A 13,879-nucleotide genomic window follows, 5' to 3' on the forward strand; every position below is an offset into this window, starting at 1 on the left:
CGGAGCAGCTCAGCTCGCGGATCGCCGCGATCGCCGATCTGCGCGACGTGCTCGCCGCGTTCAAGGCCCCGGGGCTGCCGGCGCCGGCCGCCCTCGAGGCCCGGGTCGGCGAGGATCTCGAGCGGCTGTACTCGCTGCAGAACGGCGACGGCGGCTTCCCGTTCTGGCAGCGCGGCCACGAGTCGTGGCCGTACCTCACGGTCCACATCACCAACGCGATGCTGCGGGCCAAGGCCAAGGGCTTCGCGATCGAGGCCGCGCCCCTCGAGCGCGCGCTCGACTACCTGCGCACGATCGAGCAGCGCTACCCCTGGTACTACAGCGAGGACACCCGCCGCACGATCACCTCGTACGCGCTCTACACCCGACTCTTGGCCGGCGATCGCGACACCGCGCGCGCCAAGGGCCTCATCAAGGAGGCCGGCGGCGTGACCAAGCTGTCGATGGAGGCCAACGGCTGGCTGCTCGGCGTGATGGCCCAGCAGGCCGACGCCGCGGCCGAGCGCAAGGACCTGCTACGCCACCTCGACAACCAGGCCACCGAGACCGCGGCCGCCGCCAACTTCGTGACCTCGACCAGCGACGGCGGCTACCTCATCCTGCACAGCGATCGCCGGGTCGACGCGGTGATCCTCGAGTCGCTGATCGCCGAGGCCCGCGACCACGATCTGATCCCCAAGCTGGTGGTTGGCCTCCTCGGCCACACCAAGGCCGGGCGGTGGGAGTCGACCCAGGAGAACGTCTTCGTCCTCGGCGCCCTCGACCGCTACTTCCACGAGTACGAGAAGGTCACGCCCAACTTCGTCGCCAAGGTCTGGCTCGGCGACGGCTACGCCGGCGAGCGCGCGTTCCAGGGCCGGCAGACCGATCGCTTCCAGATCGACATCCCGATGGCGACGGTCGCGGCCAAGGCCAGCAAGGGCCCGACCGACCTGGTCATCCACAAGGACGGCGCCGGCCGGCTGTACTACCGCATCGGCATGACCTACGCGCCGGCCAACCTGCAGCTCGCGGCCGCCGACTACGGCTTCACCGTGGTCCGCCGCTACGAGGCGGTCGACGACCCCGGCGACGTCGTCCGCAACCCGGACGGCTCGTGGAAGATCAAGGCCGGGGCCCAGGTCCGGGTCCGGCTGTCGATGGTGGCCGAGAGCCGGCGCTACCACGTCGCGCTGGTCGATCCGCTGCCGGCCGGCCTCGAGCCGATGAACCCGGCGCTGGCGGTCACCGGTCCGATCCCGCAGGACCCCGACACCGCCAAGACCGATCGCTACTGGTGGTTGTCGCGCACCTGGTACGAGCACCAGAACCTGCGCGACGAGCGGGTCGAGGCCTTCGCCTCGCTCCTGTGGGAGGGCGTCCACGAGTACACCTACGTGGCGCGCGCGACCACGCCCGGCACCTTCGTGGTCCCGCCGACCAAGGCCGAGGAGATGTATCACCCCGAGACCTTCGGCCGGTCGGCCTCGGACAAGGTCATCGTCGAGTAGCGTCGAGGAACCGGCCGGTGCGGGTCTGACCCAGCGCCGGCAGCGGGCGGGCGTCGTCGATCACCAGGCGGCCGGCGATCACCACCTGGCGGACCGCGTCGCCGTCGTTGACCAGGCGCTCGAAGCCGTCGACCCCGGGGAACGGCGCGAACCGCAAGCCCTCGACGCGGTCGTCGAGGCGGGTCGGATCGATCACCGCGACGTCGGCGCGCCGGCCCTCGGCCAGGTGGCCGGCGTCGAGGCCGTGCCAGTCGGCCAGCTCGCCGGTCAGGCGATGGATCGCGCGCTCGATCGGCATGATCGGCGCGCCGGCGGCGGCGGCGTCGCGCACGCGCTTCAGCATGCGCAGCGGGAAGTTGTAGAAGGCCATGTTGCGCAGGTGCGCCCCGGAGTCGGCGAAGCTCATCTGGGTGTCGGGGTGGCGCATGATCTTGGCCAGGGTGGCCGGACGATCGTTGGCCAGGCAGGTGTGCCAGCGCAGCGCGCGATCGTGCTCGATCATCAAGTCGAGGAAGGTGTCGATCGGATCGGCGCCGCGCGCGGCCGCGACCTGCGCGAAGGTCTTGCCGACCAGGGTCGGATCCGGCGCGGCCAGGATCTCGGCGTCGCCGAGGTCGCGGTGCCAGACCCGGGGCGCCAGGCGCTTGCGCAGCTCCTTGCGGAAGGTCGCGCGATAGGCCGGGCTGGCCAGGAGCTCGCGGCGCTTGCCCTGGTCGTAGGCCAGATTGCGGACCGCCTGGCCGGCCGGGAACTCCTCGAAGAGGACCGAGTCCATGCCGTCGTAGTAGACGTCGAAGGGCACCGGTGGCGACTGCCACTTGAGCGAGCCGCGCAGGAGCCGGTTGGTCAGCCACGCCACCGCGCCCGCCAGGCCCCGCACGTAGCGATCGGCCTTGAGATCCATCATGGCGATCACGGTGGTGCGCAGGCGCTTGCGGAAGAGCCCCGTCGACGCCAGGGCGATGCCGAGGATGTTGACGCGGGTGACCAGGTTGGGCGCGGTCTGGTGGATCGCGCCGCGCCGCCGCAGGATGGCCTGGAGCGCGCGCCGCTCGCGACCGCGCGCGTAGTAGCTCGGCAACGAGCGCGACCACGCGCGATCGCCGTCGAGGCGATCCCACGGGTTGGTCATCGCCGACAGGCCGAGGAAACCGGCGTCGAGGCCGGCCTCGAGGAGCCGGCTCATCGTGGCCTGCTCGTCGGCGGTCGGCGGTCGCCCCGACACCGAGGCCGAAAGGCCCATGGCCCGGGCCCGCAGGTCGCTGTGGCCGAGGAAGCTGGCGACGTTGGGGCCGAGCGCGTGGCCATCGATCCACCGGCGGTAGCCGGCCGGATCGTCCCAGGTCTTGACCTGGCGCAAGAGCGGCAAGACCAGCTCGCGCGGCACCGCCTCGACCCGGGTGAACAGATCGGCGCAGTCCTCGGGCGGCGCGGTCACGAAGGAGATCGAGCACGAGCCGATCACCACCGTCGTCACGCCGTGGCGGACCGACTCGGTCAGGGCCGGGGCCAGGGCGACCTCGGCGTCGTAGTGGGTGTGGGTGTCGAGGAAGCCCGGCGTCACCCACTGCCCCGTCGCGTCGATCGTCCGCGCCGCCGCGCCCGCGCCGAGCGCACCGCGCGGCGCGATCCTCGTCACCCGCTCGCCCTCGATCAGCACGTCGGCCTCGCGCGGCGGCGCGCCGGTGCCGTCGAAGACCAGGCCGTTGGTGATCGCGATCGTCGGCAGCGCGGCGGCCATCGCTCCCAGTGTGTCAGGTTTTCGCGCTACCGGCAGAGCGCGCAGCCGTCGCCGGGGCCGCCTGTGGGGCCGCGCCGCGGACTTCGCGCGCGATCAGCCCGGGGCGGTCCCCGGGGACGGACCCGGGGGCGCGTGATACCGTCGCGACGATGGCCGCGGCGCGCGCGACCGCCATTCGGCGGACGATGAGCTGGGTCAGCGCGCTGGCGCTGGTCGTGCTGGCCTTCTTTGTCATGCGCCTGGCCGCGATCGGGACGGCGCCGGTGGCGGCGCTGGCGACCGACGTCGAGATCGCGGACCCCGACCTCCACGAGGCGGCGCGGCCGGTGCGGCCAGGCCTCGGCCTCGAGGTCCGGCCGCGGGTGACGCCGATCGTGGCGGTGGTGGTCGCGGCGCCGTCGCCGTCGCGGGTGGCCGCGGTCTGGCGCGTGAGCCTCGGGGCGGTCGCCGCGGGGCCGGTCCGGTCCGGGCGGGCTGTGGTCGGGGCGCGCGCGCCGCCGCGCCTGGGCTGAGCCACGTCCCAACCCGTCTGCGTCGGCGTGATCGCCGGTGCGCCGCTCCATGTCACCGACGCTGCCGTCGGTGGAGGTCTCATGTCCGTCCTCTTCGTCCCGGCGCCGCCGGGCTCGCTGTCCGATCATCTCGGCGTCACCTTGGCCGCGGCCGGTGGGGTCAGCCCCCTGGTCCGCGATCTCGGGCTGTGCCTGGTCGCCGCCGGCCTCCTCGCCGCGGCCTTCGCCCGCCTGCGCATCCCGGCGATCGCCGCGCTCCTGGTCGCCGGGGTCGCCCTCGGTCCGGCCGGCTTCGAGGCGGTCAGCGACCGCGAGAGCGTCGACACCATCGCCAGCCTCGGCCTGACCCTGCTCTTGTTCGTGATCGGCCTCGAGGTCAACCTGACCGCGCTCCTGTCGAGCGGCCGGACGCTGATCGTGACCGGGGCGCTGCAGGTGCCGCTGACCCTGGCGATCGGCAGCGGCGTGTTCTTGCTGGTCAGCCAGCTCGGCGTCGCTGCGATCGGCGGCGGCTACGGCGCGCTCTACCTCGGCGTCGCCGGGGCGTTCTCGTCGACGCTCTTGGTCGCCAAGTACCTGCACGAGCGTCGCCTGATCGACAGCACCAGCGGTCGCTTGAGCATCGGGATCCTGATCTTCCAGGACATCTGGGCCATCATCTTCCTCGCGGTCCAGCCGAGCTTCGCCAATCCGTCGCTGGCGCCGATCGCGCTCACCTTCATCGGCACCGCGGTGGTGGCCGTGCTCGCCGTCCTCGGCGCGCGGCTGGTCCTCCGCCACGGCTTCGCGGTGGTCGCGCGGTCGCCGGAGTTGGTGGTCAGCCTGGCCCTGGCCTGGTGCTTCGGCGTCGGCCTGTTCGGCGCCAACCTCGGACGGCTGGCCCACGCGGTCGGCATCGCCGCCGAGATCTCGGTGTCCCTCGAGATGGGCGCGCTCATCGCCGGCGCGACCATCGCCACCTCGCCCTACGCCTACGAGGTGGTGGCGCGGGTGATCCACCTGCGCGACTTCTTCGTCACCTTGTTCTTCGTCGGCCTCGGCATGTCGATCCCGGTCCCCGACGGCGCCGCGGTGGTACTGTTGGCGGTCGCGGTCGCGGCGGTCGCGGTCGCGCTGCGCTTCCTGGTGTTCCTGCCGCTCCTGTACGCGACCGGCCTCGATCGTCGCAACGCGGTCGCGACCTCGGCCAAGCTGGCCCAGGTCTCGGAGTTCTGCCTGGTGATCGTCTACCTCGGGGCCAAGCTCGGCCACGTCGGCGGCGATCAGGTCAGCGAGGTGATCTTCGCCTTCGTCCTGACCGCGCTGGCCACGCCGTTCTTCTTCGCCGCCTCCGATCGGCTCTACCTGCGGCTGCGCGGCGTCCTCGACCGGCTGGGGGTGCGGTCGCGCGGCGTCCGGCCCGAGGCGGAGGCCGAGACCCAGCCGCGCTTGGTCTTGCTCGGGTTCCACCGGGTCGCCTCGGCGTTGGTCGCCGAGCTCGAGCGGGTCCACCCGTCACTGGTCGCCAGCACGCTGGTGATCGACATCAACGCAGCGGTCCACGATCAGCTCCGGGCCCGCGGGGTCCAGGTGGTCTACGGCGACATCGGCAACGCCGAGGTCCTGCGCCACGCCGGGGTCGAGTCGGCCGAGGTGATCGTCGCGACGGTGCCCGACGAGCTGTTGAAGGGCGTGACCAACCTGTCGCTGGTGCGCCTGGTGCGGTCGCTGGCGCCCGAGGCCAAGCTGTTCGCGTGCGCGACCCGGGCCTCCGACGCGTCGACGCTGCGCGCCGCCGGGGCCGATCACGTCTTCCGGCCGCCGTCGGAGGTCGCCCAGGGCCTGGTGCCGGCGATCGGCGCTGCCCTCGACGGCGCCTGGGACGGCTTCGCGGCCGCGCGCGCCGACGATGACGCCGCCCGGGCCAGCGGCGCCGAGATCATCGACTGACCGCGGCGACCGCGCCGGCCGTCACGGGCACAGCGCGGTGATGTTGCGGATGCGCAGCTTGCTGTCGACGTTGGCGTCGTTGGTCTGATCGCCGATCGCGATCGCGCCGTTGGTCGTAAACCCCGGGCGGGTCAAGGCGACCGCGCCGTCGACCGAGACCCGCAGCGTCCCGGCGCCGTCGTGGTCGAGGCGGATCGTGTGGTAGGCGTTGTCGATCAGGTTGACCGGGAACGACGCGGTGTCGTCGGCGAAGCCGATCGCGCGGGGGTCGAGGTAGATCATCTGTGCGCGCTCGGCCGGCGAGCCGAAGCTACCGCTGAACGACGCGAGGATGGCGGCCCCGGCGTCGAACGTGTTGTGCGCGGTGACCGACTCGACCAGGACCACGAACGCCAGCGAGAAGGGCTGGCCGGCGGTGATCGCCCCGGGCAACGTGAGGAGGAGCTGGCCGGGGGCGCCGCCGGTCGGAGAGTTGGTCTCGAGGCGCGTGTAGTCGCCGACGTAGGTGAGCTGCGCGGACCCCTGCTGGACGACGATCCAGCCTTGGCCTTGAACCGGCTGCCCGCCGACCAGGAGCTGGCGCGGCGTGCACGCCGGGGCGTCGATCGCGGCGTCGATCGCCGGGGCGTCGATCGCCGGGGCGTCGATCGCGGCGTCGATCGAGAGGGGGCTATCGATCGCGGCGTCGGTGGACGTCGAGACCTCGCCACAGGCGGCGAGCGACAGCGAAGCGACGACGATGGGGGACCAGCGCATGGCGCGAACTCTTATCGCAAGCGCCGGCGTCGTCAATCCCCCGCGCTCGGTCACCGCGGCAGGAGGCGGCGCATCGCCAGGTTGCGGGCGCGGAACCCGACCCGCTCGTACAGCCGGCGCGCCGCGGCGTTGCCCGGCGTGGTCTCGAGGGCCAGGGCCACCGCGCCGGCGGCGTAGGGCGCGGCGCCGGTCGCGAGGTCGTCGAGCAGGCGGGTGGCGTGGCCGTGACCGCGATGGGCCGGCGCGACGTACAGCTCGTCGATCACGCAGACGTCGCCGCCTAGCTCGTTGGACAGAAAGCCGATCAGGAAGGCGTAGCCGGCCGGGCGGCCGTCGACCTCGAGGACCAGCGCGGTGCCGCGGGACGGCGCGGCGCGCAGCGTCGCCAGCGTCCGTCGGACGTGCTCGGCGGGCACCGGGGCCGGGCCCGGATCTTCGGCGTTGAGCGCGACGCTCAGGGCGATCAGGTCGTCGTCGTCGCGAGGCTCGGCGGGGCGCCACATGGCGCGACCCTACCGCGCTCGGCGGGCCCGTGCGGCCTCACGCGGCGGGGCGTGACGGGGCCGTGGACGTGAAGCTCGGCCGGGTCGCGATCGCGGCCAGGAAGCGGCGCAGGTTGGGCGTGGTCTCGAGGATCGACTGGGCCTCGGGAAAGGCCGAGACGTAGGCGAGGATCGGCGCCAGGAACAGATCGGACAGCGCCAGCGTGTCGCCGGTCAGCCACGCGCCGCGGAACCCGGCCTCGAAGAGCCGCAGATCGCGCTCGAGGTTCGGCACGCCTTGCGCGATGAGGGCGCGGTCGGGCGTGCGGTCCGCGGTCTTGGGGAACAGGTAGTGGAACAGGTAGTTCGGCACCAGATCGGAGTAGGCGTAGCAGTTGATGATCGACAGCCACTGCGCGTCCTCGGCGCGACGCACGGGATCGGCGGGGACCAGGCTCGGGCCTGGGCCGATCGCGTCGAGGTAGTGGGCGATCGCCGCGGTCTCGATGAGCTGGACCGCGCCGTGGGTGAGGTAGGGCACGCGGCCCCAGGGGTGGATGGCCCGGTGCGCGGGGCTGCCGAGGTCGACCGGCGCGAGGCGGTGGTCGAGGCCCTTCTCGACCGCGACCATGCGCGCGGTGCGGGTGTACGAGCTGGGGGTAAGGCCATGGATCACGAGTTCGGTCATGAGGTCCTCCGTTTCCCCTGGGTCGAACGGCGGCGCCCCGGATCGACAGCCGGGTGATCTTTTTTCTGCGCGGTGGGAGGCGGAGACCGAGGCGGAGGCGGAGACCGAGGCGGAGGCCGAGGCGGAGGCGGAGGCGGGGGCCGAGACCGAGGCCGAGACCGAGACCGAGGCCGAGACCGAGGCGGAGGCGGAGGCCGAGACCGAGGCGGAGGCCGAGACCGAGACCGAGACCGAGACCGAGGCCGAGACCGAGACCGAGGCCGAGGCGGGCCCGTTCGGTGGTCTAGTGGTTGTGACCGGCGTGGGGGTCGGCCGGGGCGACCACCGCGGTCGGCGGGGTCGGCGGGGTCGGCGCGATCTCGGCGGTTCCGGCCGGGCACGGCGTGACCACGTCGATGTTGACCCGGCGGTTGGTCCGGCGCGCAGCCTCGAGCTGGTCGCGCGGGGTCGCGGCCTCGGCCGGGGTGCCGGGCTCGGGCTCGGCGGCCAGGGGCTGGGTCGAGCCCAGGCCGGCGGTGCGGACGATCTTCTCGGCGCCGACCCCGGCGCCGACCAGGTAGGTCTTGACCGCCTCGGCGCGGGCCAGGCTCAGCGCGCGGTTGCCGGCCACCGTCCCCTCCTTCGAGGTGTGGCCGGTGATCGCGAAGCGCAGCTCGGGGCAGCTCTGGCCGAACCCGACCAGGCGGTTCAAGGTCGCCCGCGAGATCGGCCGCGTGAAGTCGAACTCCGACGAGCCGACCCGGAAGTCGATGTCCGAAAAGTCGAGGTTGCCGCCCTGCTTCGCGAGCTGGGTCAACCGCGCGACCTCGGCGCGGATGCCGTCGAGGAGGCGCTGCATCAGGGCCTCGCCCTGGGTCAGCCGCGGCTCGACCTCGGCCAGGGCGGCGTCGGCCTTGCTGGCGGCGGCCGCGAAGCGATCGGCGCCGGCGCGGATCGCGCGCTCGGCGTCGGCCCGCCGGGCCTGGGCCAGGGCGGCCTCGGCCTCGGTCCGGGCCTGGGCGAGGGCGGCCTCGGCCTCGTCGCAGGCCGTCCCGATCAAGCCGAGCCGACCGTTCACGTCGGCGATCAGCGAGGTCAGGTTGGCGTCCTCGGTCCCCTCGGGCACCGACAGGGCGCTGGCGCGCTGGCTCACGATGGTCTGACGCGACCGCAGGGTCGACAGTCGCTTGGTCATCTGGTCGGCGACCCCGGTCCAGGTCGCCTGGGCCGGGTTCGAGGTGTCACGCTCGACGTGGTCGCAGGCCCCGGCGGCGAGCGCGGCGACGAGGGCGAGGGCGAGGGCGGAGGAGGTGGACACGGCCGACATGGCCGCGGACTACACCAGATCTACGGTGCGATCGCCAGGCGCCGACCACCGCTCAGCGCGGCCAGCGCGGCCGGTCAGGATGGCCGGTCAGATCGACCGCGCACCTCGACCGGTCGACCGGTCGACCCCAAGTCGGGGCGCGGCGCGCGCCGGCGGCGTCGGGTCCACGGCTTGCTGAGGCCCGGGGCATGCCCCGCCACGGCCGAGTCCCCGTCGCGATCTGTCCGGATCGATCGGACCGCTTCGACCGCCTCGCGCGGCGCCCGCGCGCCGCGAGCCATCGGGTAGGGTCGTCGTGATGACCCGCCGCGAGCTGGACACCACGCTGGAGCAGGCCGGGGGCCCCGCCGAGCTGCGCGGCGGCATGATCATGGCGATCGGCGACGGCCAGGTCTTGACCCGCGCGCTCGATCGGCCGGAGCTGATCCTCGGCCGCGACCCCGGCTGCGACTTCACGATCGACCACCGCAGCCTGTCGCGCCGCCACGCCCGCCTGATCCTCGCGCCGACGCCGATGATCCAGGATCTCGGCTCGACCAACGGCACCCGGGTCGATGGCGTCGTGCGCCGCGGCGGCGAGCCGGTGCCGATCGCTCACCACACCGGCTTCGAGATCGGGCCCTTCGTGCTGGTGATGGTGGGACCGAGCGGCGTGGCCCGGGCCTCGGCCAGTGGCCGCGAGTCGCTGCGCATCGACGATCCGACCCCGGCCGGGGTGCCGGCGATCGTCCGCGAGTTCGCGCGCGGGCCGTCGAACCTGCTCATCACCGGCGAGACCGGGGTCGGCAAGGAGGTCCTGGCGGCGACGCTCCATGAGCTGTCGGGGCGGTCCGGCCCGCTCATCGCGATCAACTGCGCGGCGCTCGCCGAGTCGCTGCTCGAGAGTGAGCTGTTCGGCCACGAGCGCGGCGCGTACACCGGCGCGGTCAGTCAGCGCGCGGGCCTGATCGAGGCCGCCGATCAGGGCACGGTGTTTCTCGACGAGGTCGGCGAGCTGCCTCCGGCGACCCAGGCCAAGCTCCTGCGGGTGATCGAGCGGCGCGAGATCACCCGGCTGGGTTCGGCGCGCCCGATCGCGGTCGACGTCCGCTTCCTCGCCGCGACTCACCGCGACCTGGCCGAGGCGGTGGCGGCCCGTCGCTTCCGCGAGGATCTGTTCTTCCGCCTCGACGGCGTGACCTTGGTGGTGCCGCCGCTGCGCGAGCGCGCCGGCCAGATCGCGCCGCTGGCGCTGCGCTTCCTGGCGGCGGCCCAGTCGACCGCGCGGCCGACCGCGCCCCCGGGGCAGCTCTCGGCCGAGGTGATCGACGCCCTGCGCCGCCACCGCTGGCCGGGCAACGTCCGGGAGCTGAAGGCGGTGATCGAGCGCGCGGTGGTCCTGGCGCGCGGCGGCCCGATCGAGGTCCGCCACCTGGTGTTCGGCCGCACCGCGGCGCCGTCGACCGCGCCGCCGCCTGGCGCGCCGGTCCAGACCGCGGACGCGCCGCTGGCCAGGGGCGAGGTGGCCGCGATCGGGCCGGCCGCGATCGGGGCTTCCGCGGGCCGGCCGGCCGCATCGCCTGACGACGATCCCGACGAGCGGGCGCGGATCATCGCGGCCCTGGCGGCGTGCGCCGGCAACCAGACCCGGGCCGCCAAGCTGCTCGGCATCTCGCGCACGACCATGGTGACCAAGCTGCGCATCTATCAGATCCCGCGGCCGACTCGAGGATAGAGACGAGGCCGAGACCGAGGCCGAGACCGAGACCGAGGCCGAGACCGAGGCGGAGACCGAGACCGAGAGCGAGGCGGAGACCGAGGAGGAGGCCGAGACCGAGAGCGAGGCGGAGACCGAGGCGGAGGCCGAGACCGAGAGCGAGACCGAGACCGAGGCCGAGACCGAGACCGAGACCGAGACCGAGGCCGAGAGCGAGGCGGAGACCGAGGCGGAGGCCGAGACCGAGGCGGAGGCCGAGACCGAGGCCGAAAACGAAGACGGCCCGCCGGAGCGGGCCGTGGTCGCAGGCGCTCAGTCGATCACTGCTCGGCGGTGCGCAGCGTGAAGTTCGAGGCCGCGTAGCCGTGGACGGCGATGAACAGCTTGCCGCTCGAGGTCGGCGTGTAGGTGATGGTCTCGTTGCCCGACGAGGTGTAGGCCCGGGCGGCGTAGGCCGCGGTGGTCGGGGCCGCGCCCATCTGCAGGTACAGGTCGACGTCGCTCGGGGCGGTGGTGCGGATGAACAGCTTCTTGCCGGCGATGACGTCCATCGAGAACACCTTGAGCTCGCCGCGAGTGACCGCGCCGGTCTCGTTCAGGTGGGTCACGGTGGCCGGCGGCGGCGGCGGCGTCACGGTGCCGGTGCCCTCGGTGTACGTGATCGTCAGGTCGACCGCGCTGGTGGCGGCGTAGCCGTTCACGCCGACGTAGACCTTGGCCGGGCCGACGATCGCGCACTCCTCGGCGCTGCCGTCGCGGTACGGCCGGCAGTCGTAGCTGGCGGCGGTCGGCGCGGCGTCCTTGCGGACGTACAGGTCGGCGTCGTTGTCGCCGGTCATGACCGCGGTCAGGGTGGCGCCGGCCGCGACGTTGTACGGGCCGTAGTGCTTCCACTGCGCCTTGGTCACCGCGAAGGCCTCGGTGATGGTCTTGACGCCGCCGGTGGTCGGCGGGGTGCCGTCCTGCATCGACAGGTCGTAGATGGCCTTGACGTTGGCGTAGGTGATCTTGCCGCCGGCCACCGTCGTCGAGCGCGAGCGCAGGGCCATCCAGACGAAGTCGGGGTGGTTGCGCTTGGAGTCGCCCAGCCACTCGCCGCCGATGATCTTGCCGTCGGCGTCGACCTCGAGGATGTAGTCGTAGCGATCGGTGTGGGTGTAGCGATCGATCGTCGAGCCGAGGTTGCCGTCGGTCGACGACGACGACTCCGAGATGTAGTCGACGTCGGTGTGGACCTTGTAGAGCTTGGCCGCCTTGTCGTTGAAGACGTAGCTGGTCGGGACCTGGCCGCCGGCGGTGATCTTCAGGTTGAAGGTGGCGGCGGTCTCGCTGTAGCCGTAGACCGAGACGAAGGCCTGGGTGGCGCCGGCCGGCACGGTCACGGTGCAGGCCTCGGTCGACTCGTTGCCGGTCGAGCTGCAGTCCTTGGCCGACTGGGTCGGCTGCGAGCCGAAGCGGACGTAGAGGTCGCCGTCGCCGGTGCCGGTCATCTGCACCGACAGCGTGGTGCCGGCCGACACCGCGACCGGCGCCTGATGGGCCCACTGGCCCTTGGCGACCGAGCCCGACTTCTCGGTCAGGGTGCCGCCGGTCGGCTGGACGCCGATCAGCTTGTTGGCCTCCTGGGCCGAGACCTCGACCTGCGAGGTGATGCGGTAGCCGCGCAGCGGCTGGTTCCACACCTCGTCGTCGAAGGTGCGGTCCTCGACGAAGGACGTCCCCTGCTTGCCGAGGTAGTTGGTGATGAGGACGTGGTAGGTGCCGGCGTTGGTGTCGCGGCAGCTCGCGTCGCCGCCGGTCGGGCGGCCATAGTTGTCGTAGTTGACGCCCGGCGTGCCCTCGGCGTCGGTGTCGCAGCGCAGCGAGACGAACTTGGTCTCGGTGCGGTCGTGGACCAGGGTGACGAGCGCCTTGATGTCCTGGACCTTGAACTCGACGCCGTTGTAGGTCACGGCGCGCTTGGGCTCGGGCAGGAGGATCGAGGCCGGGGCCCAGGCGTGGCAGATGCCCCACCAGGTCGGGATGCAGCGACCGTTGGTCTGGCCCTCGCGCTTCGAGCAGCGCTCGCCGATCTGGGCGTTGCACTGGCTGTCGGTGGTGCAGGCGGTGCGCGAGGTCTGGGCATCGATGCCGTGGTAGCGCGACACCGCGTCCTCGACGCCGGTCACCCCGAAGGCCGTGCCGTACTTGGCCGACGCCGACTGCGAGGAGGCGCCCGCCCACTTGTGGTTGATGCTGTCCTCGTAGACCGGCCAGTAGTTGCCGGCCCACGGGATGTTGGTGGCCTGGCCGGTCATCGGCAGCTCGGCGATGCGGTACTCGAGGGAGTTCGAGAACATCGCGGGGCTGTCGCTCGGACCCCCAGGCCTCGGCCTTGCCGTCGACGCCGCCCTTGACGTCGGAGACGTCGGAGCTTGCCGTCATCGATGCTCGGCGTAGCCGGCGGTCACCGAGGAGCACACAACCGAGAGTGAAGCGGAGGACCTGGGTCTTCATGGGTGTTGCCCGGGCCTAGAGCACGGGGCGTGCCGCTGGGGATCGGCCGGGGATGATCGTGATCTCGGCTGGTTAGGTGCGCGAACGGCGGCGGGCTGAGCAGCCTGGCAATTGGGCTAGCCGGGGTCAGCGGTGGCCACCGGCGGCCACGGCCGCCACCACGGCCGCGAACCGCGGGTCGTCCCGGACGCCGTCGAAGACCGGGTCGACCGCGAGGAACGGGAAGAGCCAGCCGGCCCGGGTCGCCGCGGCCTCGGTCAGGAGCGCCAAGGCGGCCTCGCGCTCCCCCAGGAGCAGCAGGTCGACCGCCCGGTCGGGCGCCGACAGCGAGCCGTTGGCCTGGCCGCGCGCCAGGTCCCGGCGCAGCCAGGCCGCCAGCGGGTCGTCGTCGGTCTCGCGAGCGTAGGCGGCGGCGCCGGCACGGTCGCCGGCGGCCAGGCGCGCCAGGAGGATGCAGCGGTAAGGCTGCCTCTCGGTGCCCGGCCTGCGCGGCTGCGTGCCGCGCTGGAAACATCTCCACTACAGCGGCTTCGACCCCGGCGGGCGGCCCATAGCGCGCAGCGTAAGCGATTTCCACGCCCGCGTCGTGCAGCACGAATGCGACCACCTTGATGGCATCCTTTATCCGATGCGGATCAAGGACTTCCGTCGTTTCGGTTTCGTTGACCTGCTGTTCCCCGAGGGCCCCGCGCCGGCGGCCGAGTAGCAGGGTGCCGCGATCGCAGCGCCGTGCTGCGAGTACTGGATCGTGGCTGGCCAGTTGCTGGATTTGTGAAAGAAGAC

Annotated in this window: 11 protein-coding genes and 1 pseudogene; 5 read left to right on the forward strand and 7 right to left on the reverse strand. The window is 72.7% G+C overall.

Translation table 11 applies throughout. The features are described 5' to 3' along the window. Positions 1–1,490 (forward strand): hypothetical protein (locus tag V5B40_RS16560; RefSeq protein ID WP_332355518.1); only part of this gene is annotated, 1,490 nt, incomplete at its 5' end. Here the strand turns inward: V5B40_RS16560 and V5B40_RS16565 are convergent. Continuing rightward, positions 1,477–3,231, reverse strand: a complete 1,755-nt coding sequence (locus tag V5B40_RS16565; RefSeq protein WP_332355519.1) for an N-acyl-D-amino-acid deacylase family protein — start codon at positions 3,229–3,231, stop codon at positions 1,477–1,479. The genes V5B40_RS16560 and V5B40_RS16565 overlap by 14 nt on opposite strands. Before the next feature lie 185 nt (positions 3,232–3,416). Between V5B40_RS16565 and V5B40_RS16570 the strand changes: the two genes are divergently transcribed. After that, on the forward strand, positions 3,417–3,743 hold the full coding sequence (locus V5B40_RS16570) for a hypothetical protein (RefSeq protein WP_332355520.1): 327 nt from the start codon (positions 3,417–3,419) through the stop codon (positions 3,741–3,743). 81 nt (positions 3,744–3,824) lie between these two features. Beyond that, a complete protein-coding gene (locus V5B40_RS16575; protein ID WP_332355521.1) occupies positions 3,825–5,672 on the forward strand; it encodes a cation:proton antiporter domain-containing protein in 1,848 nt (615 codons plus the stop codon). 21 nt (positions 5,673–5,693) lie between these two features. Here the strand turns inward: V5B40_RS16575 and V5B40_RS16580 are convergent, their stop codons facing one another. The 4 genes from V5B40_RS16580 to V5B40_RS16595 form a co-directional block, all read right to left on the reverse strand. Further along, positions 5,694–6,428, reverse strand: a complete 735-nt coding sequence (locus V5B40_RS16580; RefSeq protein WP_332355522.1) for a hypothetical protein — start codon at positions 6,426–6,428, stop codon at positions 5,694–5,696. A 50-nt stretch (positions 6,429–6,478) separates the two neighbouring features. Continuing rightward, complete coding sequence (locus V5B40_RS16585; RefSeq protein ID WP_332355523.1) at positions 6,479–6,931, reverse strand: GNAT family N-acetyltransferase; 453 nt, start codon at positions 6,929–6,931, stop codon at positions 6,479–6,481. A 37-nt stretch (positions 6,932–6,968) separates the two neighbouring features. Continuing rightward, a complete protein-coding gene (locus tag V5B40_RS16590) occupies positions 6,969–7,598 on the reverse strand; it encodes a glutathione S-transferase family protein (protein ID WP_332355524.1) in 630 nt (209 codons plus the stop codon). A gap of 283 nt (positions 7,599–7,881) precedes the next feature. Beyond that, complete coding sequence (locus V5B40_RS16595) at positions 7,882–8,904, reverse strand: OmpA family protein (protein ID WP_332355525.1); 1,023 nt, start codon at positions 8,902–8,904, stop codon at positions 7,882–7,884. A 298-nt stretch (positions 8,905–9,202) separates the two neighbouring features. Here V5B40_RS16595 and V5B40_RS16600 point away from each other — a divergent pair, with 298 nt between their 5' ends. After that, positions 9,203–10,618, forward strand: a complete 1,416-nt coding sequence (locus tag V5B40_RS16600; protein ID WP_332355526.1) for a sigma 54-interacting transcriptional regulator — start codon at positions 9,203–9,205, stop codon at positions 10,616–10,618. A gap of 302 nt (positions 10,619–10,920) precedes the next feature. Here the strand turns inward: V5B40_RS16600 and V5B40_RS16605 are convergent, their stop codons facing one another. Both V5B40_RS16605 and V5B40_RS16610 read right to left on the reverse strand, forming a co-directional pair. Continuing rightward, a complete protein-coding gene (locus tag V5B40_RS16605) occupies positions 10,921–12,939 on the reverse strand; it encodes a pre-peptidase C-terminal domain-containing protein (protein WP_332355527.1) in 2,019 nt (672 codons plus the stop codon). A 283-nt stretch (positions 12,940–13,222) separates the two neighbouring features. Next, entirely contained in the window at positions 13,223–13,366 is a 144-nt protein-coding gene (locus V5B40_RS16610) for a hypothetical protein (RefSeq protein ID WP_332355529.1), read from the reverse strand. A 193-nt stretch (positions 13,367–13,559) separates the two neighbouring features. Between V5B40_RS16610 and V5B40_RS16615 the strand changes: the two are divergent. Next, positions 13,560–13,802 (forward strand): annotated as a pseudogene (locus tag V5B40_RS16615) (peptide deformylase); the annotation flags it as partial. Positions 13,803–13,879 lie beyond the last annotated feature (77 nt).

Origin of the sequence: Candidatus Accumulibacter meliphilus (assembly GCF_036625345.1) — a bacterium.
Taxonomy (GTDB): domain Bacteria; phylum Pseudomonadota; class Gammaproteobacteria; order Burkholderiales; family Rhodocyclaceae; genus Accumulibacter; species Accumulibacter meliphilus.

What these genes read in the sequence shown, in the direction of transcription:
- V5B40_RS16585 (WP_332355523.1), bottom strand. Translation starts at nt 6,931, where the DNA reads ATGTGGCGCCCCGCCGAGCCTCGCGACGACGACGACCTGATCGCCCTG.
- V5B40_RS16590 (WP_332355524.1), bottom strand. Translation starts at nt 7,598, where the DNA reads ATGACCGAACTCGTGATCCATGGCCTTACCCCCAGCTCGTACACCCGC.
- V5B40_RS16605 (WP_332355527.1), bottom strand. Translation starts at nt 12,939, where the DNA reads ATGTTCTCGAACTCCCTCGAGTACCGCATCGCCGAGCTGCCGATGACC.
- V5B40_RS16575 (WP_332355521.1), top strand. Translation starts at nt 3,825, where the DNA reads ATGTCCGTCCTCTTCGTCCCGGCGCCGCCGGGCTCGCTGTCCGATCAT.
- V5B40_RS16595 (WP_332355525.1), bottom strand. Translation starts at nt 8,904, where the DNA reads ATGTCGGCCGTGTCCACCTCCTCCGCCCTCGCCCTCGCCCTCGTCGCC.
- V5B40_RS16580 (WP_332355522.1), bottom strand. Translation starts at nt 6,428, where the DNA reads ATGCGCTGGTCCCCCATCGTCGTCGCTTCGCTGTCGCTCGCCGCCTGT.
- V5B40_RS16570 (WP_332355520.1), top strand. Translation starts at nt 3,417, where the DNA reads ATGAGCTGGGTCAGCGCGCTGGCGCTGGTCGTGCTGGCCTTCTTTGTC.
- V5B40_RS16600 (WP_332355526.1), top strand. Translation starts at nt 9,203, where the DNA reads ATGACCCGCCGCGAGCTGGACACCACGCTGGAGCAGGCCGGGGGCCCC.
- V5B40_RS16565 (WP_332355519.1), bottom strand. Translation starts at nt 3,231, where the DNA reads ATGGCCGCCGCGCTGCCGACGATCGCGATCACCAACGGCCTGGTCTTC.